Origin of the sequence: Bacillus sp. FJAT-42376 (assembly GCF_003816055.1) — a bacterium.
GTDB lineage: Bacteria > Bacillota > Bacilli > Bacillales > Bacillaceae > Metabacillus_B.
The window spans coordinates 2,817,714-2,842,497 of record NZ_CP033906.1 but is presented as its reverse complement, the minus strand read 5'-3'; the positions used below and the strand labels follow the sequence as shown (position 1 = coordinate 2,842,497).

Annotated in this window: 28 protein-coding genes; 24 read left to right on the top strand and 4 right to left on the bottom strand. The window is 44.1% G+C overall.

All coding sequences use genetic code 11. The features are described 5' to 3' along the window. Positions 1-95: 95 nt before the first annotated feature. Together CEF21_RS14260 and mciZ are read right to left on the bottom strand one after the other, a co-directional pair. The gene (locus CEF21_RS14260; RefSeq protein WP_123917450.1) at positions 96-1,016 is read right to left on the bottom strand and encodes an aldo/keto reductase; all 921 of its coding nucleotides are present in this window, start codon (positions 1,014-1,016) and stop codon (positions 96-98) included. Between the two features lie 71 nt (positions 1,017-1,087). Further along, a complete protein-coding gene (mciZ, locus tag CEF21_RS14255; protein WP_123917448.1) occupies positions 1,088-1,210 on the bottom strand; it encodes a Z-ring formation inhibitor MciZ in 123 nt (40 codons plus the stop codon). Between the two features lie 82 nt (positions 1,211-1,292). Between mciZ and CEF21_RS14250 the strand changes: the two genes are divergently transcribed. The 22 genes from CEF21_RS14250 (at position 1,293) to lysA (ending at position 21,428) form a co-directional block, all read left to right on the top strand. After that, positions 1,293-1,847 (top strand): NUDIX hydrolase, encoded by a 555-nt coding sequence (locus CEF21_RS14250; protein WP_123917446.1) that lies wholly within the window; start codon positions 1,293-1,295, stop codon positions 1,845-1,847. Then, entirely contained in the window at positions 1,844-3,010 is a 1,167-nt protein-coding gene (locus tag CEF21_RS14245; protein ID WP_123917444.1) for an endonuclease Q family protein, read from the top strand. Before CEF21_RS14250 ends, CEF21_RS14245 begins: the two co-directional genes overlap by 4 nt. Positions 3,011-3,142: 132 nt before the next feature. After that, positions 3,143-5,563 carry a PhoX family protein gene (locus CEF21_RS14240; protein WP_123917442.1) on the top strand — a complete coding sequence of 807 codons (2,421 nt, stop codon included), beginning with the start codon at positions 3,143-3,145 and terminating at the stop codon, positions 5,561-5,563. A gap of 112 nt (positions 5,564-5,675) precedes the next feature. After that, a complete protein-coding gene (gene spoIIM / locus CEF21_RS14235) occupies positions 5,676-6,326 on the top strand; it encodes a stage II sporulation protein M (protein ID WP_123917440.1) in 651 nt (216 codons plus the stop codon). A 113-nt stretch (positions 6,327-6,439) separates the two neighbouring features. Continuing rightward, complete coding sequence (fur, locus tag CEF21_RS14230; RefSeq protein ID WP_123917438.1) at positions 6,440-6,904, top strand: ferric iron uptake transcriptional regulator; 465 nt, start codon at positions 6,440-6,442, stop codon at positions 6,902-6,904. A gap of 126 nt (positions 6,905-7,030) precedes the next feature. Continuing rightward, a complete protein-coding gene (locus CEF21_RS14225; RefSeq protein WP_123917436.1) occupies positions 7,031-7,258 on the top strand; it encodes a YqzK family protein in 228 nt (75 codons plus the stop codon). A gap of 6 nt (positions 7,259-7,264) precedes the next feature. Further along, a complete protein-coding gene (gene xerD / locus CEF21_RS14220) occupies positions 7,265-8,155 on the top strand; it encodes a site-specific tyrosine recombinase XerD (RefSeq protein ID WP_123917434.1) in 891 nt (296 codons plus the stop codon). Positions 8,156-8,399: 244 nt separating this feature from the next. Further along, the gene (deoB, locus tag CEF21_RS14215; RefSeq protein WP_123917432.1) at positions 8,400-9,593 is read left to right on the top strand and encodes a phosphopentomutase; all 1,194 of its coding nucleotides are present in this window, start codon (positions 8,400-8,402) and stop codon (positions 9,591-9,593) included. Between the two features lie 3 nt (positions 9,594-9,596). Beyond that, on the top strand, positions 9,597-10,433 hold the full coding sequence (locus CEF21_RS14210; RefSeq protein ID WP_123920260.1) for a purine-nucleoside phosphorylase: 837 nt from the start codon (positions 9,597-9,599) through the stop codon (positions 10,431-10,433). Then, on the top strand, positions 10,430-11,734 hold the full coding sequence (locus tag CEF21_RS14205) for a pyrimidine-nucleoside phosphorylase (protein ID WP_123917430.1): 1,305 nt from the start codon (positions 10,430-10,432) through the stop codon (positions 11,732-11,734). The genes CEF21_RS14210 and CEF21_RS14205 overlap by 4 nt, the downstream gene beginning before the upstream one ends. 352 nt (positions 11,735-12,086) lie before the next feature. Further along, positions 12,087-13,247, top strand: a complete 1,161-nt coding sequence (locus CEF21_RS14200) for a D-alanyl-D-alanine carboxypeptidase family protein (RefSeq protein ID WP_123917428.1) — start codon at positions 12,087-12,089, stop codon at positions 13,245-13,247. A 95-nt stretch (positions 13,248-13,342) separates the two neighbouring features. Next, on the top strand, positions 13,343-13,696 hold the full coding sequence (gene spoIIAA, locus CEF21_RS14195) for an anti-sigma F factor antagonist (protein WP_123917426.1): 354 nt from the start codon (positions 13,343-13,345) through the stop codon (positions 13,694-13,696). Continuing rightward, positions 13,696-14,136, top strand: coding sequence for an anti-sigma F factor (gene spoIIAB / locus CEF21_RS14190; RefSeq protein ID WP_123917424.1), 441 nt, complete (start codon positions 13,696-13,698; stop codon positions 14,134-14,136). Before spoIIAA ends, spoIIAB begins: the two co-directional genes overlap by 1 nt. 11 nt (positions 14,137-14,147) lie before the next feature. After that, positions 14,148-14,906, top strand: coding sequence for an RNA polymerase sporulation sigma factor SigF (gene sigF, locus CEF21_RS14185; protein WP_123917422.1), 759 nt, complete (start codon positions 14,148-14,150; stop codon positions 14,904-14,906). A gap of 146 nt (positions 14,907-15,052) precedes the next feature. After that, positions 15,053-15,670, top strand: a complete 618-nt coding sequence (locus CEF21_RS14180) for a stage V sporulation protein AA (RefSeq protein WP_123917420.1) — start codon at positions 15,053-15,055, stop codon at positions 15,668-15,670. Continuing rightward, positions 15,660-16,082, top strand: a complete 423-nt coding sequence (locus CEF21_RS14175; protein WP_123917418.1) for a stage V sporulation protein AB — start codon at positions 15,660-15,662, stop codon at positions 16,080-16,082. Before CEF21_RS14180 ends, CEF21_RS14175 begins: the two co-directional genes overlap by 11 nt. 12 nt (positions 16,083-16,094) lie before the next feature. After that, on the top strand, positions 16,095-16,550 hold the full coding sequence (spoVAC, locus tag CEF21_RS14170; RefSeq protein ID WP_123917416.1) for a stage V sporulation protein AC: 456 nt from the start codon (positions 16,095-16,097) through the stop codon (positions 16,548-16,550). Positions 16,551-16,564: 14 nt separating this feature from the next. Further along, positions 16,565-17,584 carry a stage V sporulation protein AD gene (gene spoVAD, locus CEF21_RS14165; protein WP_123917414.1) on the top strand — a complete coding sequence of 340 codons (1,020 nt, stop codon included), beginning with the start codon at positions 16,565-16,567 and terminating at the stop codon, positions 17,582-17,584. Then, positions 17,584-17,934, top strand: a complete 351-nt coding sequence (gene spoVAE, locus CEF21_RS14160) for a stage V sporulation protein AE (RefSeq protein ID WP_123917412.1) — start codon at positions 17,584-17,586, stop codon at positions 17,932-17,934. The genes spoVAD and spoVAE overlap by 1 nt, the downstream gene beginning before the upstream one ends. An 8-nt stretch (positions 17,935-17,942) precedes the next feature. Beyond that, positions 17,943-18,521 carry a stage V sporulation protein SpoVABEA gene (gene spoVAEA / locus CEF21_RS14155; protein ID WP_123917410.1) on the top strand — a complete coding sequence of 193 codons (579 nt, stop codon included), beginning with the start codon at positions 17,943-17,945 and terminating at the stop codon, positions 18,519-18,521. Further along, positions 18,499-19,974, top strand: a complete 1,476-nt coding sequence (locus CEF21_RS14150; protein ID WP_123917408.1) for a spore germination protein — start codon at positions 18,499-18,501, stop codon at positions 19,972-19,974. The genes spoVAEA and CEF21_RS14150 overlap by 23 nt, the downstream gene beginning before the upstream one ends. A gap of 137 nt (positions 19,975-20,111) precedes the next feature. Beyond that, positions 20,112-21,428, top strand: coding sequence for a diaminopimelate decarboxylase (gene lysA / locus CEF21_RS14145; protein WP_123917406.1), 1,317 nt, complete (start codon positions 20,112-20,114; stop codon positions 21,426-21,428). A 103-nt stretch (positions 21,429-21,531) separates the two neighbouring features. Here lysA and CEF21_RS14140 read toward each other — a convergent pair whose 3' ends face one another. Then, positions 21,532-22,419, bottom strand: coding sequence for a DUF1002 domain-containing protein (locus CEF21_RS14140; protein WP_241156679.1), 888 nt, complete (start codon positions 22,417-22,419; stop codon positions 21,532-21,534). Between the two features lie 242 nt (positions 22,420-22,661). Between CEF21_RS14140 and CEF21_RS14135 the strand changes: the two genes are divergently transcribed. Together CEF21_RS14135 and CEF21_RS14130 are read left to right on the top strand one after the other, a co-directional pair. Further along, on the top strand, positions 22,662-23,099 hold the full coding sequence (locus CEF21_RS14135; RefSeq protein WP_123917404.1) for a peptidylprolyl isomerase: 438 nt from the start codon (positions 22,662-22,664) through the stop codon (positions 23,097-23,099). Positions 23,100-23,229: 130 nt separating this feature from the next. Then, a complete protein-coding gene (locus CEF21_RS14130) occupies positions 23,230-23,829 on the top strand; it encodes a CAP domain-containing protein (RefSeq protein WP_123917402.1) in 600 nt (199 codons plus the stop codon). 174 nt (positions 23,830-24,003) lie between these two features. On the opposite strand, the gene CEF21_RS14125 is transcribed toward CEF21_RS14130, so the two are convergent. Beyond that, complete coding sequence (locus CEF21_RS14125; protein WP_123917399.1) at positions 24,004-24,675, bottom strand: HAD family hydrolase; 672 nt, start codon at positions 24,673-24,675, stop codon at positions 24,004-24,006. Positions 24,676-24,784: the final 109 nt, after the last annotated feature.

Genomic DNA, 24,784 nt, shown 5'->3' with positions numbered 1-24,784 from the left:
TAGAAACTCAATACCCTTTTTAGAGAAGAATTCATCCATCTGCTGAAAAAAATTCAATAAAATAGCTCTGGCTGCTGGCGGCCAGAGCTTTCTATCTATTCTCTATGCTGTTCGTACCGATCGGCCTTGCTTATTTTGCGAAGAAACTCGATTTCTTCCTTAGTAAGGGGTTCTGCATTCACAGCCGATGTATTCTGCTGCAGCTGCGCAAGCTTGCTTGCGCCGGGAATGACCGCTGCAACAGCCGGTGCAGCCAGGCAATATTGAAGGGCTGCTTCCGTATAAGAGTGGCGTGGTGCCGCTTTTTTCATTTCTTCACGCAGTTCACCAAGTTCTTCGAAAGAATAGCTCATATATCCTTTTTCTTTGATGCTTGAACCGGCGTGGTCCAGCTCCCGCTCAGAAAGAATTCCTTTGGCAAGCGGTCCCCGTGCAATGACACTGACTCCATGCTCTTCAATAAGAGGGAACCATTCCTCCGGTCGCCGGTCAGTCAGACTGTATTGCATCATGATTGAGACAATCGAGGATTTCTCAAGATACTGCTTAATTACGTTCGGTCTTATGGACGAAATTCCGTATTCCCGGATAAGCCCTTCTTTTTTCAGTTCTTCAAAGGCTTCAATCGTTTCATCGATGTTGTCATCAATTGTGCCTCCGTGAAGCTGATAGAGATCGATGTAATCAGTTCCAAGTCTCAGTAAACTGTCTTTGACGGCTTTCTGGATATGAGCTTTTGATGGATCCCATGTCCAGCCTTCTTTTCCTTCCTCCCAGCGGTTTCCTGCTTTCGTCGCAATAATAAAATCCTGTCTTCGGTTTTGAAGGGCTTTGCCGACAAACTCCTCATTTAAACCGAAATCGTATAGATCGGCAGTATCAAAATAGTTGATCCCGAGTTCAACGGCTTCGTCAATGATGGATCTTGCATGTGCCTCTTCCTTTCCCAGCGACATGCAGCCCAGTCCCATTTTGCTCACAAATAAATCGGAACGCCCCAATTGTCTCTTTTCCAACAGCGATCCCTCCTGTCTTAATATCATGACAGTAGTATAGGATTGCTGAAATTGCAAACAAGAAGCCTCCCTTACGTTTTATCAACCCATTCTTTGACGGTTGTAAACTGTTTGCTGTATTCCTTTAGCTTCATTCTGATCTCCCATGCCTTGCCGACAAGGATGATCCCTTTTTCCAGCTTGTATATTTTCATGCGGTTCCCTTTCCTTTCACCTGATGGAGGGTATGATAAGATATATGAAGATAAATGTATAAATACGACAGGAGCTGATACCATGGAAAATTTAAGAGAAAAAGAACTTTCGTCGGAGCAGATTTATTCAGGTAAAATTATTGACTTATATGTTCAGGAAGTGGAGCTTCCGAACGGGAAAACGTCAAAACGTGAAATTGTAAAGCATCCAGGGGCAGTAGCTGTGATTGCTCTCACAAGCGACGGGAAAATGCTGATGGTGGAGCAGTTCAGAAAGGCGCTTGAACGGACATTGGTTGAAATTCCGGCTGGAAAGCTTGAAAAAGGGGAAAAACCCGAGACGACAGCCGTCCGTGAGCTGGAAGAAGAGACAGGCTATACAGCTGGAAGTATGGACCATCTCCTTTCGTTCTATACGTCACCGGGTTTTGCTGATGAGCTGGTTCATTTATACATAACGGATGACTTAATTCCTTTAGAAAACAAAGCCAGTCTGGACGAAGATGAGTTTGTAGAATTAATGGAAGTGACCCTTGAAGAGGCAGAGGAAATGGTGGCAAACGGCCGGATTTATGATGCGAAAACAGCCTATGCCGTTCAATATTTAAAGCTTCGACAGGCAATGAATACAAAATGAAAGAGTTTTTTGCCGATTTGCATGTTCATATCGGTTCTACTGAGTCAGGAAAACCGGTTAAGATTACAGCTTCCAGAGCATTGACCCTATTGTCGGTATTAGAAGCAGCGAGCGAAGAGAAGGGGATGGACTTGATCGGCTTAATCGATGCCCATGTTCCGGAAGTTATGAATGAGTTAGAAAGATTGATCATATCCGGTTCATGCGAAGAACTTGCCGGAGGAGGAATCCGGTTTCAGCATACAACGCTGATTCTCGGTTCGGAGCTTGAAGTTTATGACGAGAATTGTTCGGGTCCCATACATGTCCTTGTTTATTTTAAAGGGTTGGGAGATATGAAGGTATTTTCGGAATGGATTTCACACTTTATGAAAAATAATACGCTCAGTTCCCAAAGGGTTTACACAGCAGCGAAAGCACTTCAGCTGAAAGTGGAAGAGCTTGGAGGATTGTTCATTCCGGCCCATATTTTTACCCCTTTTAAAAGCCTGTACGGCAGAGGTGTAAAGAAATCATTGGCGGAAGTCTTCGATCCAGGCTTAATTGATGCGGTAGAACTGGGCTTAAGCTCTGATACAGAAATGGCCTCTGTTATTGGAGAGCTTGACGGTTATCCATTTGTAACAAATTCGGATGCTCATTCAACAGGCAAAATTGCAAGAGAGTATCAGAAGCTTTTATTGATGGAACCCTCTTACAAAGAGCTGGTTCTTGCTCTTAAACAAAGGGACGGGAGAAAAATTCTTGCCAATTACGGATTGAACCCACTCCTCGGAAAATATCATCATACGGTTTGCGATAACTGCGGAATCAGCTTGACCACACAAACCGATGTCTGCCCAAGCTGCGGCTCAAAGAAAATCATAAAAGGGGTAAGCGACCGATTAGTGGAGCTCGCTGATTCACCTGCCCGCCTGGAGAATCGGCCGCCATACGTTCATCAGGTTCCGCTGCAATTCATTCCTGGAGTCGGACCGAAAACCCTTCTGAAGCTTAAGGATCATTTTGGTACAGAAATGGATATTCTTCACCGGGTTTCCAAGGAGGAACTTGCTCGTGTCATACCTGGTAAGACAGCGGAGCTGATTGCGGAAGCAAGAGCCGGAACACTGGCTGTATCAGGCGGAGGCGGCGGGATTTATGGGAAAATCACCACAAAGTAAAGCCGGGCCATCCAGGCCGGTTTTTTTTGAGCGGAAAATTTAGACGAAATTATCATAGAAGTAACAATATATTTACATTCCAGCTGTTTAATTAGACATGTACCTACATATTTTTTAGGAGGATGGATGGACATGAAAAAAAGAATGGCTGCAGCCTTAACTTTAAGTCTTATGGTACCGGCATTCACTTCTGCAGGAGCAGCAAGCGGACCGGTCACTGTCAAATCAATTGAATATAAGGGGATGAATGCTCCTGCAACCATTCCGGAAATGGTGGACACCTATACAAAAGCTTCCGTTGAAGTGACATACAGCAATGGCTTGAAAGAAAGCTATCCGCTCTCTTATAACCGCCTTTTCAAATCAGAGGAAAAAGTTGCGTCAAATAAAGGGTCGATGATTCCGGCAGGATCTCCGATTGATGTAAATGGAAATGTCATCATGGATAACAGTGTAGAAGGCAAGCCGACTCCATTCGTTTCCGATGCTCCCGACTCCAACAGCATGCTGAGAGTCGGAAACGAAATTTATATGATTACTCATTATGAATATCAGACCATTGACGCAGCAGGAAAATCTGCATACGGCCTTGTACCGGCTTCCATGTCGCTGACAAAAATGAAACAGGATAAGAAAACAGGCAAATTGACTCCTGAAAAGGTAGAGAAAATCGATTTTTCTGATGTTAACGGAATCTGGATTCCCTGCAATGGCTCCCTTTCTCCTTGGGGTACACATTTAGGCTCAGAAGAATACGAGCCGGATGCAAGAAGCTTTGAGGATACAAAATCAAGTGCGTACACTCAAACATCGACATACGCAAAGCTTTACTTTGGAGATGAAAAGAAGGCCAACCCTTACTTTTACGGGTGGATTCCTGAAATCACCGTCAAACCCGGTGGGAAAACAGAAGTAGTGAAACACTACAGCACAGGGCGCTTCTCTCATGAGCAAATGACGGTCATGCCGGATAAACGCACTGCTTTCTTTGGTGATGACGGCGGAAATACGATGATGTTCATGTATGTTGCCGATAAAGAGAAAGACCTGTCTTCAGGTACCCTTTATGCTTCCAAGTTTAAGCAGACCGGAACTGAAAACGGCGGTTCAGGTGAATTGGAATGGATTCGCCTCGGCCACGGAACAGATAAAGAAATTAAAGATTTGATTGACAGCGGCGTAAAATTCAGCAGCATATTTGACGTCTCAGATACACCTAAAGAAGGCTTTACAGCGGTTAAAACCTATGCAAATTCCAAGGTGGAATATCTGAAACTCAAACCGGGAATGGAAAAAGCAGCAGCATTCCTCGAACCGCGCCGCTATGCAGCGATGAAGGGAGCTACGTCCGAGTGGAATAAAATGGAGGGGATGGCGTTTAATCCAAAGGATAAGAAGGTATATGTAGCCATGGCCGATGTGTCTAAATCAATGGAAAAAGATGCATCAGGAAATGATCCTGCAGACCATATCCAGCTTCCGAAAAGAAAGTCCGGTGTCACATTTGAAATTAATCTTGCCGGAAGCCAGAAGGATCAGGCCGGAACTCTAATCGATAGTGAATATGCTGCAAAATCAATCAATGGCCTTCTAGTGGGAGAGGACTTGCCTGAAGCAGATGCGTTCGGGAATACAGCAAACCCTGACAAAGTTGCAAGCCCTGATAACTTATCATACTCAGAAGAAATGAACGCGCTGATTATTGGAGAAGACAGCAGCCAGCATATTAACAACTTCGTGTGGGCATATGACTTGGATACAAAGAAACTGGAGCGTCTATTATCTGTACCAGCTGGTGCAGAGGCGACTGGCCTTCGTATGGTTGAAAATATGATGAACCATCATTATATGCTAAGCAACTTCCAGCATCCGGGAGACGAACTGAAAAACTTCCAGATTACTGCTGTGAATAAAGATGATTTGATTGCAGAAATAGATAAGCAAATTGGAATCAACAAAACCGGCGGAGTCGGATATGTAGATGGTTTCCCATCTCTGAAAAAAGGCAGCATAGCTGTTCACAGCCAACCAGTGGGGAAAATGAATGTTCAAAAATCAGTCCCAATGTACAAAATGAACGAAGCTGGCGAATGGGCGAAAGTCTCTGATCTTAAAAAAGGGTTCTACCGCGTTTATGGGGAAATGAAAGATTACTATAATGTGGGCGGAGACTATTATGTGAAAAAAGAGGATGCAGGCGCTGTTTATAAAGGGAGAGTCCTGATTAAATCGCCGATGTCCATGTATTCAGCTGACGGAAAAGCAGTCAAAACGCTTAAACCCGGAGAGGCAATCCGAGTATACGGAATGGAAGATGGAAAAATCATGGTGGGCGGGGGCTATTATGTAAAAGAGAGTCCTAAAGCCGTTTATTATGAAGGAATTGCCATGATGAAAAGAGAAGTTTCTTTAATGAAAGACGGAAAGGCAAGCAAATCCCTGAAAAAAGGAAGCATGGCACGTGTCTACGGAGTAGAGGGTAATAAACTTCTAGTAGGCGGAGGGTATTATATCGAAGCCGGCAAATCTTCTGTCTCTTACTTAAAAAATTAATCTGCAGAGGCTTCCTGAAGGAGGAAATCCTTCAGGAAGCCTCTTTTTTTTCTGCATATAATCCATATGGCGGAATACACTCTATTAACTAGAGCGCTGGGAGGACATGCTTATGAAAAAGCAGCCGGTGAAAACATTCATCGCAAATCATATAAAAAGCCAATCAACCATCTATTTGTTTGTATGTGTGCTATTTATGATGGGAGTTATTTTTGGAGCGATTATTGTAAATAGCATGACCTTCTCGCAAAAGGAAGATTTATTTTTTTATCTTAGCCGTTTTTTCGGGCAGGTGACGGACGGAAAAGTGGCGGATTCCGCCGAAATGTTTCAGCAGAGCTTTATGCACAATATTAAATACCTTGGATTGATCTGGATCCTCGGTATATCCATTATTGGACTGCCTATCATTCTGATTATGCTGTTTCTGAAAGGAATGGTTGTCGGGTTTACTGTTGGATTTCTCGTCAATCAAATGGGATGGAATGGCTTTCTGCTTTCTTTCGTCTCCATCCTCCCTCAGAACATGATTATGATTCCGGTCTTTATCATTTTAAGTGCGGCCGCGTTATCCTTTTCGCTCAAGCTTGCTATGTATTTATTAAACCGGAAGAGAAATTTGCAGGATTCCCCGCTTCAGTCGTTTTCAAAATATGCAGGTGTTTTTGCAGGAATCATTGTGATGATTGCTGCAGCGGCAGCGCTGGAGGCTTTTGCCTCTCCGGAATTGATGAAAGCAGTTGTCCAGCTTGTTAAAAAATAATAATCATTCTTAATTTATAATCATTATAATCGTTTAATTATAATTATTTTAGTTGGAACCCTTTCGCTCTTCTGCTATAATGGTTGAGGAAGCGGCGAGGGAGGAAATTGTTCATGGAAAACCGCATTGACCGGATAAAAAAACAGCTCCATTCTTCTAGCTATAAGTTAACGCCTCAGCGTGAAGCGACGGTTCGTGTTCTGCTTGAACATGAAGAAGACCATCTGAGTGCCGAAGATGTTTACCTCCTCGTTAAGGAAAAATCTCCTGAAATTGGATTGGCAACAGTCTATCGGACCCTTGAATTACTGACTGAACTGAAAATCATTGATAAAATAAACTTTGGTGATGGTGTATCCCGTTATGATCTGAGAAAAGAGGGAGCAGCTCATTTTCATCACCATTTAGTATGCATTGAATGCGGAGCGGTAGCTGAAATTGAAGATGATTTGCTTGAGGATGTGGAAGAAATCGTGGAAAGAGATTGGAAGTTTAAAATAATGGACCACCGTCTCACATTTCACGGCATCTGCATGAAATGCCAGCAGAAGAACGAAAGTCAGGAATCAGCTGAATAAGAATACATAAGACTTTTCCGGAAATACGGAGAGGTCTTTTTTCTTGCCCTTCCATTCGTATAAAAGCAGAGCAGTCCGGCATATAATGGAGTATCAAAAAAATGAGACAAGACTTCGGAGGGTGTCATGAAACGATATTTGCTCGCTGGAATGGATATGATTAAGGTTTTCGTTGTGTTTACTGGATTTACGATTCTCTTCTACTATGCTATTATTTGGATTAACTTAGAGTATCAGGATTACCATCGGTACGATCCGCCTGAAGGATCTGCGCTGAAGGTAACGAAAATGGTAGAAAATGAGCCGGATCAGTGGCTGAACCGCCTTATTTTCTTTTATTCAGATGGGGAGTAGAGGAATGTGAACGATCAATTAAAAGATTTTATTCATTACATGGTCGTAGAACGCGGTTTATCGCATAACACGGTTGTCTCCTATGAAAGAGATTTAAAAAACTATCTTCGTTTTTTAAAAGAGCAGGAAATAGACAGCCTGAACAAGGTGTCGAGAGTTCACATTATTCAATTTTTAAAAACCCTTAAAGAAGCAAATAAGTCGAGTAAAACCATTGCCCGCCATGTTGCATCACTCCGGGCTTTTCATCAATTTCTTCTGCGGGAAAGAGCCGTGAGCCAAGATCCATCCGTGCATATTGAAACACCGCAGATTGAACGGAAGCTGCCTAAAGTTCTCTCACTCGAGGAAGTGGAAAAACTGATGGACACTCCTTTGATGACTTCCCCATTCGGGTACAGGGATAAAGCCATGCTCGAACTTCTGTACGCTACAGGCATACGGGTCAGTGAAATGACGGAGCTTAACTTAGCAGATGTTCATTTGGAAATGGGATTCATCCGCTGTTTCGGAAAAGGAAGCAAAGAAAGGATTGTGCCGATAGGACGGACGGCTGCAGCTGCCATTCAGGTCTACCTGGAAAAGGGCCGCGTGAAACTGGCCAGCAAAAAGGAGACGACAGATGCTCTTTTTTTGAATCATCACGGAAAAAGAATTACGAGACAGGGATTTTGGAAGAACTTAAAGAAAATCTCCCTTGAAGCAGGCATTGAAAAGGAGCTTACTCCGCATACATTGAGACACTCGTTTGCTACTCATTTGCTTGAAAATGGGGCCGATTTGCGGGCCGTTCAGGAAATGCTCGGCCATGCCGACATCTCCACCACTCAAATATACACACATGTTACAAAAACGAGGCTGAAGGATGTGTATCAGCAATATCATCCAAGAGCATAAGAAGAAGCAAATCTATAAACGAACACAGGACCTGCTCTGTGTTCGTTTTTGTTTTTTTGCCAAAAGGCAAACAGGAGACGGATTCTTTTCAATAAATGTGCAATTCCGGAGGGGATTGGAGGAATACTTTTTGGTATGCGGGATTTTCATTGGCAGTTTGTTTGTAACCGGTTTATAATGAGGTTGTCAGACTTCTGACAGGATCGATTACAAAGAGATAATCCCGAATTGAGGAGGGTTAAAAGTGAGTAAGTATACATATAAAAGAGTGTTTGTTATCGTCCTTGATTCAGTCGGTATCGGAGAGGCCCCCGATGCAAAGGAATTCAACGATGAAGGAGCCGACACATTAGGGCACATAGCTGAAAAAATGAATGGACTTCATATGCCGAACATGGCCGAACTTGGATTAAGCAATATCCGGGAAATTAAAGGGATTTCCGTTCAAAAGAACCCTAAAGCATACTTTACAAAAATGCAGGAAGCTTCAAGCGGAAAAGACACGATGACGGGACACTGGGAAATCATGGGCCTGAACATCAGCGAGCCTTTTCAGGTTTTTCCGGAGGGGTTTCCTAAAGAGCTGACAGATCAGCTTGAAAAAGAAACAGGAAGAAAAGTGATTGGCAACAAACCGGCTTCCGGCACAGAAATTCTGGATGAGCTGGGCGAACAGCATGTCAAATCAGGAGATTTAATCGTATACACCTCAGCAGATTCCGTTCTGCAGATTGCTGCACACGAAGAAATCGTTCCGATAGAAGAGCTTTATGAGATCTGCGAAAAAGCAAGAAAACTTACGATGACTGAACCGTTTAAACTTGGAAGGGTTATCGCAAGACCTTTCATTGGTGAAGCAGGAAACTGGACAAGAACCCCGAACAGACACGATTACGCGTTAAAGCCATTTGACAGAACGGTGATGGATGAACTGAAGGATGCGGATTATGATGTAATTGCCATCGGGAAAATCTCTGATATCTATGATGGAGAAGGCATTACCGATTCAGTCAGAACAAAATCAAATATGGATGGCATGGATCAGTTTGTACAGATCATGGATCGTTCTTTTACCGGGATCAGCTTTTTAAATCTTGTGGATTTTGATGCATTATACGGTCACAGACGGGATCCGGAAGGATACGGGAAAGCGCTTGAAGAATTCGATGCGAGGCTGCCGGAGGTGTTTGAAAAGCTTACCGGAGACGATTTGCTTGTCATTACGGCGGATCATGGAAATGATCCGGTACATCATGGAACCGATCATACAAGAGAGTATGTGCCTTTGCTCGTCTATAGTCCGCGAATGGAAAAGGGCGGGGAGCTTCCGGTCCGAAAAACGTTTGCTGATATTGGAGCAACGATTGCTGAGAATTTCCAGGTGAAAATGCCTGAATATGGGAAGAGTTTCTTGAAAGACATTGATGAGGAGGCCTGATTGATGAAGGCGGACGGACTTAGTATGGCAGCAGAATTTATCCAGTCAAAAATTGGACAGGCACCGGAGATAGGATTAATCCTGGGCTCCGGTCTTGGCGTTTTGGCTGATGAAATAGAAGAGGCAGTTAAAATACCTTACGGGGAAATTCCCGGCTTCCCGGTTTCAACTGTTGAAGGACATGCCGGGCAGCTCGTATACGGGAAGCTGAAGGGTGCTACAGTAATAGCCATGCAGGGGCGTTTCCATTTTTACGAAGGCTATGATATGCAGAAAGTGGTGCTCCCGGTCCGTGTAATGAAACAAATCGGTGTTCAAACGCTAATCGTGACGAACGCTGCGGGCGGAATTAACGAACAATTTGAACCGGGGGACTTGATGCTTATTCGAGACCATATTAATAATATGGGGACGAACCCGCTGATTGGACCGAACGATAAAGAATTGGGCGTGCGTTTCCCGGATCTTTCTCAAGCTTACAGCCGAAACCTCCTTTCACTCGCAAGAGAAACGGCGGACGAATTGAATATGAAGGTACAGGAAGGAGTATACGTAGCCAATACGGGTCCGGTATACGAAACTCCTGCGGAAATTAAGATGCTGAGAATTCTTGGCGGTGATGCTGTGGGCATGTCAACTGTTCCAGAAGTAATAGCTGCCCGCCATGCAGGAATGGATGTGCTGGGTATTTCCTGCATTTCCAATATGGCAGCGGGAATCCTGGATCAGCCATTGTCCCATGATGAAGTAATAGAGACAACCGAAAAGGTGAAATCGAACTTCCTCAGCCTGGTAAAGGGTGCAGTAGAAAAAATAATGAAGGCAGGTGCATCATCATGAGAATGGTAGACATAATTCAAAAAAAGCGCGATGGAAAACTGCTTTCTAAAGAAGAAATAGAATTTGCAGTAAACGGATATAAAAATGATTCCATACCCGATTATCAAATGAGCTCTTTTTTAATGTCTGTTTATTTTAAAGGCATGACGAAAGAAGAGGTCTCCTGGCTTACGGATGCCATGGTGAATTCAGGCGAAACGGTTGATTTGTCCGGCATTAATGGAATAAAAGTGGACAAACATTCAACAGGGGGAGTAGGAGATAAAATCAGTCTGATTGTGGCTCCGCTTGTCGCTTCTGTCGGTGTTCCCGTGGCAAAAATGTCTGGAAGAGGCCTTGGACATACGGGAGGAACAATTGATAAACTTGAAGCAGTCGAGGGGTTCAGTGTTGAATTGAGCGGCAAGCAGTTTATTGATAATGTAAACCGGCACGGTATTTCGATTATTGGCCAATCCGGTGATCTCGTTCCGGCCGATAAGAAAATTTACGCATTGAGAGATGTAACGGCAACAGTCGACTCCATTCCTTTAATCGCAAGCAGCATCATGAGCAAAAAAATTGCCATGGGAGCAGATGCAATTGTTCTTGATGTCAAAACCGGTGCCGGTGCATTTATGAAAACACTGGACCGTGCGAAAGATTTAGCCTCCACGATGGTTGAAATCGGAAGTCATTTAAATCGAAATACGATAGCTGTTATTACCGATATGAATCAGCCTTTGGGGTATGAAGTAGGGAATGCAAATGAAATCAAGGAAGTTATCGAAGTTTTACAAGGAAATGGATCGGAAGATTTAATTGAAATCTCCATGGCAATCGCTGTTCAAATGTCTATCCTGGGCGGAATTTATAAAACGGAAGAAGAAGCCCGCAAAGGGTTAACTCAGGCGATTGAGAGTGGGGAGGCTCTCGGTAAATTCAAGGAATTTATCAGCGCTCAAAATGGAAATGCGGCTCAAATCGATTCCATAAACTTGCTTCCGCAGGCAAAGCACCATGTAGAGGTAAAATCAAAGCAATCCGGATATGTCCGTGATATCAATGCAGAAGAGATTGGTGTTGCAGCACTCCTGTTAGGAGCCGGAAGACAAACGAAAGAGGATCAGATTGATTATTCCGCAGGTGTCACGCTTAAGAAAAAAGTAGGCGATCAAGTGCAAGAAGGAGATGTTATCGCCGTACTTCATTTCAATAAAGAAGACCATCAGCAGGCGGTGGACACCCTATATCATGCGTTCACCTATTCTGACCAAAAGCCAGAAAAACGGCCTTTTGTATATGAAATCATTTCAAAATAGGCATTTGTTTTTATAAAGAACGCTTCAAAGAGTTCGAAAAATGAATGAATGCAAACCCCCCGGTCAAGCTGCCGGGGGGTTTTTTGAGGAAAATTTAAATAAAGGGTGGGCCGCGGAGGGCTTGCTTGGAATAGCGGCAAAGATGAGATCTGGAGATAGGAACGTGGTCATCCGTCTGCCCCCTGCACTAGAATTCAGCTGAAAAAAACGCAGGAAAAGGGGAGCGGGCTTCTCAACGGACTTACTGGACAATCCCATTTGAAAAACAAGAATGCAATTCATCAGGTTCGGTATGTATAATCCTCTCCTAATTGGAAAAAATGGAAGGTATCTTATTTGGGAGGGTTTGGAAATGAAAAAAGGTTTTTCCATGCTTATCATAATTTGCTGCTTGTCTACATTTGCGCAGGGAGCATTCGCAAAAGAAAATAGCCCCGACTTGGCACCGCAGGCGAAATCGGCCGTGCTGATTGAACGGGATACAGGCAAAATCCTCTATGAAAAAAACAGCGATCAGCAGCTTCCGCCGGCAAGTATGACGAAAATCATGACGATGATCCTGATTATGGATGCATTTGATAAAGGGAAACTCAAGCTAACCGATAAAATCCGCACAAGCGAATATGCTGCGTCAATGGGCGGTTCGCAAATTTTTCTTGAGCCGGGTGAGGAAATGTCGGCAGATGAGATGCTGCGCGGAATTGCAATCGGCTCAGGAAACGATGCCTCTGTAGCCATGGCTGAGCATCTTGGCGGTTCAGAAGATGGTTTTGTTGCCATGATGAACAAAAAGGCTGCAGAACTGGGTCTAAAGAATACGCATTTCGAGAACACCACCGGCCTGCCTGAAAAAGGGCATTACAGCACGGCTCATGATATGGCGGTTATGGGGAAAGAGCTTCTTAAATATGAAAACATTACAAAATATACCGGGAAGTATGAAGACTACTTAAGAACCAATACGGATAAAAAATTCTGGCTTGTTAACACAAACCGTCTTGTGAAGTTCTACCCTGGTGTAGACGGTGTGAAAACCGGTTTCACAAACGAAGCAAAGTATTGTCTGACGGCCACGGCGAAAAAAGGGAACATGAGGGTCATTGCGGTTGTAATGGGAGCAGAAACACCAAAAGACCGCAATAACCAGGTGACGAAAATGCTTGACTATGCGTTTAGTCAATATGAAACCCATCCGCTTTATCAGCGCAGTGAGGTAATCGGTGTTCAAAAGGTAAGCAAAGGAAGCGATAAAACGGTGAACCTTGTGACATCAGAGCCGATTTCCCTTTTAACCAAAAAAGGTGAAAATATGAAAAACATGACAAAACAGATTATTCCTAAAAAGAATTTGTCTGCTCCGCTGAAAAAGGGAGATGTTCTTGGGATGCTTGTATTGAAAAAAGACGGCGAAGTAGTGGCGAAAAGTCCGCTGACAGCAGAGAAGGATATTCAAACGGCAAGCTGGTGGTCATTATTTAAAAGGGTTATGTCCGACTTTACAAAAGCTGGCTGATTATGGCGAATGTTCACTAGTTTTGTCATGGGGCAGGAAAACGCATAAGGAAAAACGAAAGACTCATACAAGCACAGAACAAGGAGGAGTAGCAGATGAGTCTAGCCGTTGAACTTAGCGTTCGGGAGTCTGTATTGTGCATTCGCTTATCCGGAGAATTGGATCATCACAGTACGGATGAATTGCGGTCAAAAGTTAATGAAATCTTACAAGAAGGTCATGTTAAGCACATTGTGCTGAATCTTGGGAATTTGATGTTTATGGACAGTTCGGGCCTTGGTGTCATACTGGGCCGATATAAGCAAATCAAACAGCTTGGCGGAGAAATGGTCGTTTGCTCGATATCTCCAGCCATCCAGCGGCTCTTTGATATGTCCGGTCTGTTCAAGATAGTCAGACTTGAACAAAATGAGGAAAAAGCTCTTCAGACACTGGGGGTGGCTTCCTGATGAAAAATCATATGGAAATCCAGTTTTCGGCTTTAAGTCAGAACGAATCTTTTGCAAGGGTTACGGTAGCAGCTTTTATTGCCCAGCTTGATCCGACAATGGATGAGCTGACAGAAATTAAAACCGTCGTTTCTGAAGCGGTGACCAACGCAATTATCCACGGATATAACAATGATCCTGCAGGTATTGTCTATATCACCGCGTCTCTTGAAGAGGACGTTGTAAAGCTGACGATCCGCGATGAGGGCATCGGCATTCATGATCTTGAAGAAGCAAGGCAGCCGCTGTTCACGACCAAACCCGAATTGGAAAGGTCCGGAATGGGGTTTACGATTATGGAAAACTTTATGGATGAAATTCAAGTAGAGTCAGCCCCTTCTCTGGGAACATCGGTTAAATTAACAAAGCATTTATCGAAAAGCAAAGCTTTGGTTAATTAAGGAGACGAGCCATGGATGTGGAGGTTAAGAACGATCAGAAGAACGTTCAGTTAAAAGACCATGAGGTGAAAGAGCTGATTTTAAAAAGTCAGCAGGGGGACCAGCTGGCGAGAGACACCATTGTTCAGCGCAACATGAGACTTGTCTGGTCAGTCGTCCAACGATTTTTAAACCGCGGATACGAGCCGGATGACCTTTTTCAGATTGGCTGTATTGGCCTTCTGAAGTCAGTGGACAAATTCGATTTATCCTATGATGTCCGCTTTTCCACGTATGCGGTGCCGATGATAATCGGCGAAATTCAGCGGTTTATCCGTGATGACGGGACGGTAAAGGTTAGCCGGTCACTCAAAGAACTCGGGAATAAAATCAGACGGGCAAAGGACGAATTATCGAAGACATTAGGCAAGGTGCCGACAGTGACCGAAATTGCTGCTCATCTTGATATCTCACCTGAAGAAGTTGTTTTAGCGCAAGAAGCTGTCAGAGCTCCTTCCTCCATCCATGAAACGGTCTACGAAAATGATGGCGATCCCATTACCCTTTTAGACCAGATTGCCGATCATACCGATTCTAAATGGTTTGATAAAATTGTCCTTAAAGAGGCTCTTGAAGGTCTTGATGAAAGAGAAAAATTGATTGTATACCTGCGATATTACAAAGATCAGACCCAGTCTGAAGTGGCTGAAAGGCTGGGCATTTCACAGGTTCAAGTTTCAAGGCTGGAGAAAAAAATATTGAATCAGATGAAAAGTCTGATGGGCGGTTAAATCAGAGAAAGCGAATCCTTTGCGGGTTTGCTTTTTTTTATCGGTTTTAAGTGGTAATTTGTGTAAATCGGCTCGGTCTGCATGTTTAAAAGAAGTCCACAGCATACTACTTATACACTTACGTATCACTATGGGATGTGAAGAACGTGGCTAAAACGGTTTACATAAGGCTTAGACACAGAATTCAAGCGGCACCGCAAACATCTCTGAAATTGGATGATCTTGCACAGGTCATCTGTCCTGAAGAATGGACTCCGCTTAAAAACCTGTCCATTTATCAGATCACCATGAATGACAAAAATATGGTCGTGATTGATGGAATGGATGTTATACAGGCCATTAGCATGGCAGTGCCTGAAGCGGATATTCAGACGATTGGCCCGTCTCAAACGGTAGTAGAGATTGTCTATGAGAAAAAGAGACGGAAGATGGTTTATTTAATTCTCGTCTGGCTATTGCTGTTTACAGGTGCGGCTATGGCCATCATTAATTTTCATGAGGACGTCAGTATGCAGGCCGTGCATCAAAAGCTCTACTTCATGCTGACCGGAGAAAGGATTGACAAACCGCTGCTCCTGCAAATTCCATATTCGGTGGGATTGGGTCTCGGAATGATTCTGTTCTTTAATCATGTATTCAAAAGAAGGATTAATGAAGAGCCGAGTCCTCTTGAGGTCGAAATGTTCAAATACCAGCTGGACCTGGATCAGTATGTGGCCATGAATGAAAATAAAGAGAGTGTGAAAAAGATCGATGATCATTAGCCTCCTCCTTATTATTTTCCTCGGCCTGTCATGGGGGTTTGCTGTGGGAGCTGGTTTTGTTGCCTTTTTGGCTGTATTGGGCATCATCCCAAGGCTGAGCCAGCTGACTAAAACCATGGCTTCCATTCAATCCTATGAATGGAGTGTCGTGACGGGGGCAGCGGCAGGCTGCTGGATGAGTTTATGGGAGCCGGTCCTGCATGTTCCCTCCATGGCCGCCATGCCAATCGGGTTATTGGACGGCATGTTCATCGGTCTTTTGGCAGCGGCCCTCACAGAGGTTTTGAATGTTTTGCCAATCCTCGCAAAGCGGATTGGGATAGCGGAACAAATTCTGATTATGCTTATGGCGATTGTGCTTGGAAAAGTATGCGGTTCCCTGTATCACTGGATGTATTTTGTCAATCCATAAAGGAGGAAAATCATGTCTAAAATGAAGGATCATTATTCTGAACATGTAAAAGCTTATCAGCCAAAACCAAATTATTTTCTAAACTGTATAAAGGCTTTTGCTGTCGGAGGATTAATTTGTGTTATCGGTCAGCTAATCAGCAACTTCTATATCACCTTTTTTGATTTTACGAAAGAAACCGCCGGCAATCCTACCGTTGCCACCTTAATTCTGATTTCTTCTATCCTTACAGGGATTGGAATTTACGACCGGATCGGGCAGTTTGCCGGGGCCGGTTCTGCTGTGCCTGTAACCGGATTTGCCAATTCGATGACCAGTGCGGCTCTTGAGCATAAAAGTGAAGGACTCGTGCTTGGAGTCGCGACAAATATGTTTAAACTCGCAGGAAGTGTGATTGTATTCGGTGCTGTAGCGGCTTATGTCGTGGGAATCATCCGGTATTTCTTCGGTTTGATGACAGGATCATAAGGAGGAAGAGTTGTATGAAGCTGAATGGAAAACAAACGTGGGTTTTTGAAAATAACGTTTATGTTAAATCGACAGGAACGGCTGTAGGGCCAAAAGAAGCAAAAGGTCCGCTTGGCAATTTATTCGATGAAACCTATGATGATCTGCATTGCGGTGCCGACAACTGGGAACTTGCCGAAAGAAAATTAATGGAGCAGGCCATCGCCCACAGCCTTAAAAAGGCAAATCTACAGGAAGAAGACATTGATTTCCTTCTTGCCGGCGATTTGCTCAATCAAAATGTCACATCCAACTATACAGCCAGACATCTGGGGATTCCGTTTATCTGTATGTTCGGTGCATGCTCAACTTCGATGGAAACAGCCGCGATCGGATCTTTAATGATAGACGGAGGGTATGCCGGGAAGGTAATTGCGGCAACAAGCAGTCACAATGCCACTGCAGAGCGGCAATTCAGAAACCCGACTGAATATGGCGGACAAAAGCCGGGAACATCGACAGCAACGGTCACAGGATCTGGAGCAATGCTGATTACGAATGAACCCGGGGAGATCCGGATTACATCCGCGACCATTGGTAAAGTTCAGGATTATGGAATTAAGGATGCGAATGATATGGGGTCTGCAATGGCTCCTGCTGCAGCCGATACGATTAAGCGTCATTTGCAGGATCTAAATAGGACACCGGATGACTATGACTTAATTATAACCGGTGATTTATCAGGTGTTGGCAGTCCGATTTTAATTGATTTACTAAAAGAAGAAGGCATCCAAATCTCTTCCAAACATCAGGATTGCGGTTTGCTTATATACCGGCCTGATCAGGGGATCTTTGCAGGCGGAAGCGGCTGCGGATGCTCTGCGGTTGTGACGTACAGCCATATTTTTCAGGAAATGAAGGCTGGGAACCTGAACCGGGTTCTTGTCGTAGCGACCGGGGCACTGCTGAGTCCGACGATGATTCAGCAAAAAGAATCGATTCCAACTATCGCTCATGGAGTGGTGTTTGAACGGGCTGCAGGAGGAACGCTGTAATGGAATATGTACTCGCCTTTGTATGTGGAGGACTGATTTGTGTAGTTGGACAAATTCTTTTGGATGCATTTAAGCTGACGCCGGCTCATGTCATGAGTTCGTTTGTTGTCATTGGGGCCATCCTCGATGGATTTGGTATTTACGACAATTTTATTGAATTTGCCGGTGCAGGTGCGACCGTTCCGATCACCTCCTTTGGCCACTCACTGCTTCACGGGGCAATGGAACAGGCGGACGAGCACGGATTTATCGGGATTGCAATCGGGATTTTCAATCTTACTTCAGCCGGTATTTCTTCTGCTATACTTTTTGCCTTTATCATAGCGCTTATTTTTAAGCCGAAGGGATAGGATCAATAATGAAGAGAAGGGTTATATTGGTGACGGACGGGGATGAATATGCAGCGAAAAACATCGCTTATACAGCGGAACAGATAGGCGGACGCTGGATTTCACAATCGCAGGGGAATCCTTCCAGGCTTTCCGGGAAAGAGCTTGTTACATTGATTCTGACGACACCATATGACCCGGTCTTCGTTTTATTTGATGATTGCGGCATGCCTGGTGAAGGACCGGGAGAAAAGGCAATGATGTATGTGGCGGAGCATCCCGATATTGAAGTACTGGGTGTAATAGCAGTCGCAGCAAAAACAAGGCAGTCTGACTGGGCGCGGGTTGATGTATGCATTGACCGCGAAGGGGAACTGACGGGTCACGGAGTTGATAAAAGCGGGATTCAGGAATTGGAAGATGGCAGGATTAATGGCGATACGGTTTACAGTCTTGACCGGCTAAATGTGCCGATCATTGTGGGGATTGGAGATATAGGGAAAATGGCGCGGAGAGATGATGTAAAACAAGGAGCCCCGATTACGATGAAGGCGGCTGAAATTATTTTAGAAAGGAATGGGATCGATGCCCGGAAACATCAAAAGTGAAGCCCCGATTTCACCCAAGCTGCATGAAAACGAAAATTATTTTAAAGATTACGTTGGGATGGGAACGAGCTTTGACATAGGGGTAAGGAAATTTACCATTATGGGGAAGGGAGTCAACCTTTATTATGTAACGGGACTTTGCGACTCCCAGTACTTGATGCTTTTATTAACGGCGCTTGCCGATGTCAACGATACCGGGCAGAATCCCGATAAATTCAAGGAAGTTGTGGAGAACAGGCTTGTTCATCAGCAAGTCACAAAAGTGGAGACGATTCAAAAGGCGGTTACAGAGGTATTATCCGGCCTTGTCGCCATCATGCTTGAAGGCGCTGATTATGCACTGGTCGTTGATGTCCGAAGCTATCCGGGGAGAAATCCCGAAGAGCCGGATACAGAAAAAGTCGTCCGCGGAGCAAGGGATGGCTTCGTCGAAAATATCATCGTCAATACTGCCTTAATCAGAAGACGGGTTCGTGACGAGCGGCTTCGGTATGAATTGACAAAAGTCGGAGAACGTTCAAAAACAGATGTATGTGTAGCATACATAGAGGATATTGCAAGCAAAGATCTTGTAGATTTAATCAAAAAAGAACTGAAAGAAATCCGTGTAGATGGCATCACCATGGGGGATAAAACCGTAGAAGAGTTTCTTGTGAAACAGGGGTTCAATCCCTTTCCGATGGTGCGTTACACGGAAAGAGCAGATGTAGCGGCCAATCACCTCGTGGAAGGTCACGTTCTGATCATCGTCGATACGTCACCGAGTGTTATCATTACTCCCACGACCCTTTTCCATCATGTACAGCATGCAGAGGAATACCGCCAGGCTCCTGCAATCGGCACTTTCCTGCGCTGGGTGCGGTTTCTAGGTATATTATCTTCTACTTTTCTTTTGCCTTTTTGGTTTTTATTTATCCTGGAGCCCTCTCTCTTGCCGAAAAGTTTATCCTTTGTAGGTCCCAACGAACAAACCAATATTCCGGCTGTTGCACAGATCTTTTTAGCCGATTTTGGCATAGAGTTCCTAAGGATGGCAGCTATTCATACACCGACCGCTCTATCAACCGCTATGGGGCTGATCGCTGCTGTATTGATCGGGCAAATTGCGATCGATGTCGGACTTTTTGTGCCGGAAGTCATTTTATATGTTTCTATAGCTGCCATAGGGAGCTTTACAACTCCGAGCTATGAGCTCAGTGTGGCAAATAAAATCATTCGCCTGCTGCTCCTCGCTGTAACAGCGGTCTTCCATGTGAAAGGGTTTATCATTGGTGTTACAGCTTTTATCTTGTATCTCGCTTCAACAAGGACACTGAATACCCCTTATTTGTGGCCATTTCTTCCCTTTAATGCGGCTGCGTTTAAGCAAATTGTTATAAGAACATCTGTCCCTGGCGCAAGGCTTCGTCCAAGCATCGTTCACCCGCAGGATATCATGAGGCAGCGGAAATGAAAATGATCATTGAAACGCGCCATTAATTGTGATAATGTATGTTTAATCTTTTAAAGGGAGTTTATCCAAGAGCAGTTGATAACCGTATGTTGTTAGCTGCTTTTTCCTTTATAGCAGACAGAAAGAGGGAATGAACGGTGTATCTACATGGTACGAGCAAAATCAATAGTTTAGGGCATCTCGAAATTGGCGGAGTAGACGCAGTGGAGATCGTAAATCAGTATGGAACTCCTGTATACGTCTATGATGTGGAGTTAATCCGCAAAAGAGCCCGCCAGTTTAAACAGGCATTTGAAAATGAAAATGTTAAGGCTCAGGTGGCCTATGCCAGTAAGGCATTTTCCTCGGTAGCTATGTTCCAGCTTGTGCAAGAAGAGGGCCTGTCCCTTGATGTGGTTTCAGCCGGAGAACTTTATACCGCACTGAAAGCAGGTTTTCCCCCGGAGAAAATTCATTTCCATGGCAATAATAAAAGTGAAGAAGAACTGAACATGGCGATGGAAGCCGGTATTGGCTGTATCGTTGTTGATAATTTCTATGAAATCCATCTCATATCGCAGATTGCAAAGGAACGGAAACAGACCGCCGCTGTGCTGCTTAGGGTAACTCCCGGAGTTGAAGCTCATACCCATGATTACATAACAACGGGTCAGGAGGATTCCAAATTCGGTTTTGATTTGCAAAACGGGCAAATTGAGCGGGCAATGGAATTGGTCCTGGCTGATAAGGGCTTCAGTCTTCTTGGTGTTCATTGTCATATCGGTTCTCAAATTTTTGATGGAGCGGGCTTTGTTCTTGCTGCAGAAAAGATTTTTAAAAAGATCAGAGAATGGAAAGACAGCTTTGGATTTGTCCCATCTGTCGTGAACCTGGGCGGAGGCTTTGGAATACGCTATACAGCTGAAGACGAACCGCTTCACCCTGCATCGTATGTGGAACAAATGATTCAGGCGGTGAAAGCACAGTCGCGGCTCCTCGACATGGAGATTCCGGAAATATGGATTGAGCCGGGCAGATCTCTTGTGGGAGATGCAGGGACTACTTTGTATAAAATCGGATCGCGGAAAGAGGTTCCCAATATCCGTGAGTACATTGCGGTCGACGGAGGGATGAGTGATAACATCCGGCCTGCGCTATATCAGGCAAAATACGAAGCTGCCCTGGCCAACCGGATGAATGATGTGTGCAGCAAAGAAGTATCCATTGCAGGAAAATGCTGTGAAAGCGGCGATATGCTTCTTTGGGACATTGAACTGCCTGAAACATCGGCAGGGGATTTGCTGGCTGTTTTCTGTACGGGCGCTTACGGATATTCGATGGCGAATAATTACAATAGAATTGCCAGACCGCCTGTTGTATTTGCAGAAAATGGTGAAGCACAGCTCGTCATTCGAAGAGAATCCTATGAAGACCTGCTGAAGCTCGATCTTCCGCTGGCGGCTAAGGTGAAGTAATTTAAAAGGATGAATGTGGGATGATTCGATTGATGCATTCTATGATCTCAAGATTTTTCTATAAAAATGAGGCAGCCCTTAATTGCGGCTGCCTCATTTGATATTATCCGTTTTGCTGACTGCCTCCGCTGAAAATGGACACAATTGCGTTCCAGAGAGCTGCAAAGAATTGAATAACCTGATCAATAAAGTTCTGGCCTTCTTCTGAATTCAGGTATTTCGTAATCTTTTCTTTCGCCTGATCCAGCTGCTGGCTTACTTGATTCCAGTCGACGTTGGCATCCTTCATTTTATTGAATAATGAAATTAAACTATTAATCTCGTTCTCAGTTAAGGTAATGCCCAATTCCTTTGCAGCATTTTCAATCATGGTCCGAAGCTCATCGTCATTCGCCGGAACTCCGTTTTTAGCTACTTCTTCTTTCACTTTTGCCATAAGGGCAGAAGCGTTTTCTTCTCCATGTTTCTGTCCAAGCTTAGAAGTTGTGACCAGTTCTTCGTTTGCGACTTGTTTAACATCTTCAGGAATGACTTTATCGGTGCTGACTTCATACGCTTTAATTAAGCCGGTAAGCGCAGCGGTTCCCGATACTTCAATTGGCGCGGTTACCTGAACGGTAGCGTCTTTTACGCCTGCCGTCATTAGAGCGTTCAAGTACATTTCATCTGTAATCACATTAATGTTTTTCGTTTTCACTTCCAGGCCGGATCCTGCCTTTTCGATCGTAATCGAGGAAGAGGAAAGTGCCTTTGTTCCAATTTGGCTTTTCGGTATATACTGGCCGAGATATTTATGTTCCTCCTGATTGGAAACCGTTACAGTCTGTGCGTTCTCTGGAGCATTTAAATCCTGTAAAACGGTTTGCTTTTGCTGAGGAGTCAGGTTCTCTCCAAGCGTAATAATTACATCCCCTACAGCTGAATCTGCCAATCCAATCTGGGGAACGGCGATCATGCAAGCGGCAAGCATCGCTGCAAATACTTTCTTCAAGTAAATACCCTCCTTCAAAGGTAAAAAAGATCTTGCGGGTCACCACACCATTATAGCTGTTTTGTTTTAAGTGTCATAGCATATTTTTTGCCAATCGCTTCATTTCAGCATGGTATGGGTCTTCAAAACGGTTAGACGGATTAAAACGGCAGAAAGTTTCATTTGTATAAAGATCGTCATTTTTCTGTCTGGAAGTCTTTTGTGCTATAATATGGCTGATTAACTCTAAAGGAGAGATACCAATGGCTAAAAAAGGATACATATTGATGGAAAACGGAGAGAAGATCGAATTCGATCTATTTCCTGCTGAAGCACCTAACACAGTAGCCAACTTCGAGAAGCTTGCGAACGAAGGATTCTACAACGGAGTAACTTTTCACCGCGTAATTCCTGGTTTCGTATCACAGGGAGGAGATCCTACAGGTACAGGAGCCGGCGGTCCTGGATACAGCATCGACTGTGAAACGGAGGGCAATCCCCATAAGCATGAAGAAGGAAGCCTTTCAATGGCCCATGCAGGAAAAAACACAGGCGGAAGCCAGTTCTTCATCGTTCATGAGCCGCAGCCGCACCTTAATGGTGTTCACACAGTATTCGGCAAAGTAACGTCAAACGTTGCAGCCGCAAAAGCAATGAAAAACGGCGACAAAATGGAAAAAGTTGAAGTGTTCGAAGCGTAAGCAAGCAGGAAAGAGGGGCTGATGGCCTCTCTTTTTTTTGTCTTTTACCAATTATTGATGATTGATAGAGGCCGGGATATGTCATTTAATAAAAAAGCACTATAAAATTCAATTCATTGGGGGAGACAATATGCTGAATAAAATGATTCCAGCTGCGCTGGCGATCTCTTTAATCCTGCCATCCGCTGCATCCGCTGCAGCCAGTACATACACTGTTGTAAAGGGGGACAGCCTTTGGAAGATAGCATCGAAAACAAAGACAGGCGTATCTGAATTAGTTCAGGCCAATCCTCAGCTTAAAAACCCGGATCGTATTGCGGTTGGCCAGAAAATCAATATTCCTGTAAATGATGAGGTGTCCATCGAGGCAGAAGTTGTATCCTTGGTTAACAAAGAGCGGGCGAAAGCCGGTTTGAAGCCTTTAGCAGCAGATTGGGAGTTAGGCAGAGTAGCAAAATATAAGTCTCAGGATATGCACGATCAGCACTATTTTGATCACAACAGTCCGGTATACGGAACTCCTTTTAACATGATGAAAAGCTTTGGCATCCAATATAAAACAGCAGGAGAAAACATTGCAAAGGGCCAAACAAGTCCTCAGGCCGTTATGACGGCGTGGATGAACAGTTCAGGCCATAGAGCCAATATCCTGAATGCTTCCTATACTCATATCGGAGTCGGCTATGTAAAAGACGGAAACTATTGGACTCAGCAATTTATCAGTAAATAAGAGAGGGCTATTGGCCCCTCTATTTTTTAATAGAAAGGATTTTTGCCGAAAAGTCGATAGATCAAAATTTCAGCCGATAAAATAGTAGCTGATATAACAGAATAATAGCCGATATATCTATAGGTCGGCAGGTATCCGCCCAAAAGCAGCACGTCATCTCCATATATCATCTTGTTACCTGCAGAATTTCAGTTTTCCGCTTAGCGTTTCCACCAAATTTGGAATTTCATCCAACGCATCGATTGCATAATCCGCTGATCCATCCCCGTTTCGGCCATTTCTCTTCCAAATCGTTTTCATGCCTGCCTGCCTGGCAGGATTAATATCATTTTCAATATGATCTCCTATAAAAATGCTTTCCTCCGGCAAAACCTTTACCTTCTGTAATCCTTTGCAGAAAATTTCCGGATCCGGTTTTTTTACGCCTTCCCACTCAGATAATAAGATAACCTTAAAATACTTTTCGATTCCAAGCGCTTGAATATTTCGCAGCTGAAAGGCTCCATACCCATTTGAAATGATTCCGAGAGAATAGGCGGCCAGGGAAGAAAGACAGGAATGAAGATTACAATAGGGGACACAGCTAGTGTGGAAATTTTCCACGTAATCGGCAAGAAGGGTTTCCCATGAAAGGAATCCGATGTCGAATTCTTCAACGAGCTGCTGATAAACCCTGTCTTTCCAAACATAACCGCCGGCATCTAATTCAATAAACCTTTTACAGTAGTCCTTTTTTCGGATTTTCCCTGGAATAAGCCGCTCATATTGAAAAGCTATGAATCTCTCAACTGAGGAATCACGGTCAAGCAAGGTATTATCCAAATCAAAAAATAGAGCCTTAATCATCCTCTTCTCCCCCTTTCAACTGAAATATTCCTTTCATATGGCAGAAATCCTTCTTTTCATATCAGCTTTATCGTTGCAAAATTTTGTTCTAAAGGCTAAAATGTCTTCA

Bases quoted from the DNA above. Each gene is read 5' to 3' on its own strand.
- sigF (WP_123917422.1), top strand. From the start codon at position 14,148: ATGGATGTGGAGGTTAAGAACGATCAGAAGAACGTTCAGTTAAAAGAC.
- CEF21_RS14205 (WP_123917430.1), top strand. From the start codon at position 10,430: ATGAGAATGGTAGACATAATTCAAAAAAAGCGCGATGGAAAACTGCTT.
- CEF21_RS14125 (WP_123917399.1), bottom strand. From the start codon at position 24,675: ATGATTAAGGCTCTATTTTTTGATTTGGATAATACCTTGCTTGACCGT.
- CEF21_RS14245 (WP_123917444.1), top strand. From the start codon at position 1,844: ATGAAAGAGTTTTTTGCCGATTTGCATGTTCATATCGGTTCTACTGAG.
- CEF21_RS14135 (WP_123917404.1), top strand. From the start codon at position 22,662: ATGGCTAAAAAAGGATACATATTGATGGAAAACGGAGAGAAGATCGAA.
- CEF21_RS14210 (WP_123920260.1), top strand. From the start codon at position 9,597: ATGAAGGCGGACGGACTTAGTATGGCAGCAGAATTTATCCAGTCAAAA.
- CEF21_RS14240 (WP_123917442.1), top strand. From the start codon at position 3,143: ATGAAAAAAAGAATGGCTGCAGCCTTAACTTTAAGTCTTATGGTACCG.
- fur (WP_123917438.1), top strand. From the start codon at position 6,440: ATGGAAAACCGCATTGACCGGATAAAAAAACAGCTCCATTCTTCTAGC.
- spoIIM (WP_123917440.1), top strand. From the start codon at position 5,676: ATGAAAAAGCAGCCGGTGAAAACATTCATCGCAAATCATATAAAAAGC.
- spoIIAA (WP_123917426.1), top strand. From the start codon at position 13,343: ATGAGTCTAGCCGTTGAACTTAGCGTTCGGGAGTCTGTATTGTGCATT.
- CEF21_RS14130 (WP_123917402.1), top strand. From the start codon at position 23,230: ATGCTGAATAAAATGATTCCAGCTGCGCTGGCGATCTCTTTAATCCTG.
- CEF21_RS14175 (WP_123917418.1), top strand. From the start codon at position 15,660: ATGATCATTAGCCTCCTCCTTATTATTTTCCTCGGCCTGTCATGGGGG.
- CEF21_RS14150 (WP_123917408.1), top strand. From the start codon at position 18,499: ATGCCCGGAAACATCAAAAGTGAAGCCCCGATTTCACCCAAGCTGCAT.
- spoIIAB (WP_123917424.1), top strand. From the start codon at position 13,696: ATGAAAAATCATATGGAAATCCAGTTTTCGGCTTTAAGTCAGAACGAA.
- CEF21_RS14200 (WP_123917428.1), top strand. From the start codon at position 12,087: ATGAAAAAAGGTTTTTCCATGCTTATCATAATTTGCTGCTTGTCTACA.
- mciZ (WP_123917448.1), bottom strand. From the start codon at position 1,210: ATGAAAATATACAAGCTGGAAAAAGGGATCATCCTTGTCGGCAAGGCA.
- spoVAEA (WP_123917410.1), top strand. From the start codon at position 17,943: ATGAAGAGAAGGGTTATATTGGTGACGGACGGGGATGAATATGCAGCG.
- CEF21_RS14250 (WP_123917446.1), top strand. From the start codon at position 1,293: ATGGAAAATTTAAGAGAAAAAGAACTTTCGTCGGAGCAGATTTATTCA.
- CEF21_RS14225 (WP_123917436.1), top strand. From the start codon at position 7,031: ATGAAACGATATTTGCTCGCTGGAATGGATATGATTAAGGTTTTCGTT.
- spoVAE (WP_123917412.1), top strand. From the start codon at position 17,584: ATGGAATATGTACTCGCCTTTGTATGTGGAGGACTGATTTGTGTAGTT.
- spoVAC (WP_123917416.1), top strand. From the start codon at position 16,095: ATGTCTAAAATGAAGGATCATTATTCTGAACATGTAAAAGCTTATCAG.
- spoVAD (WP_123917414.1), top strand. From the start codon at position 16,565: ATGAAGCTGAATGGAAAACAAACGTGGGTTTTTGAAAATAACGTTTAT.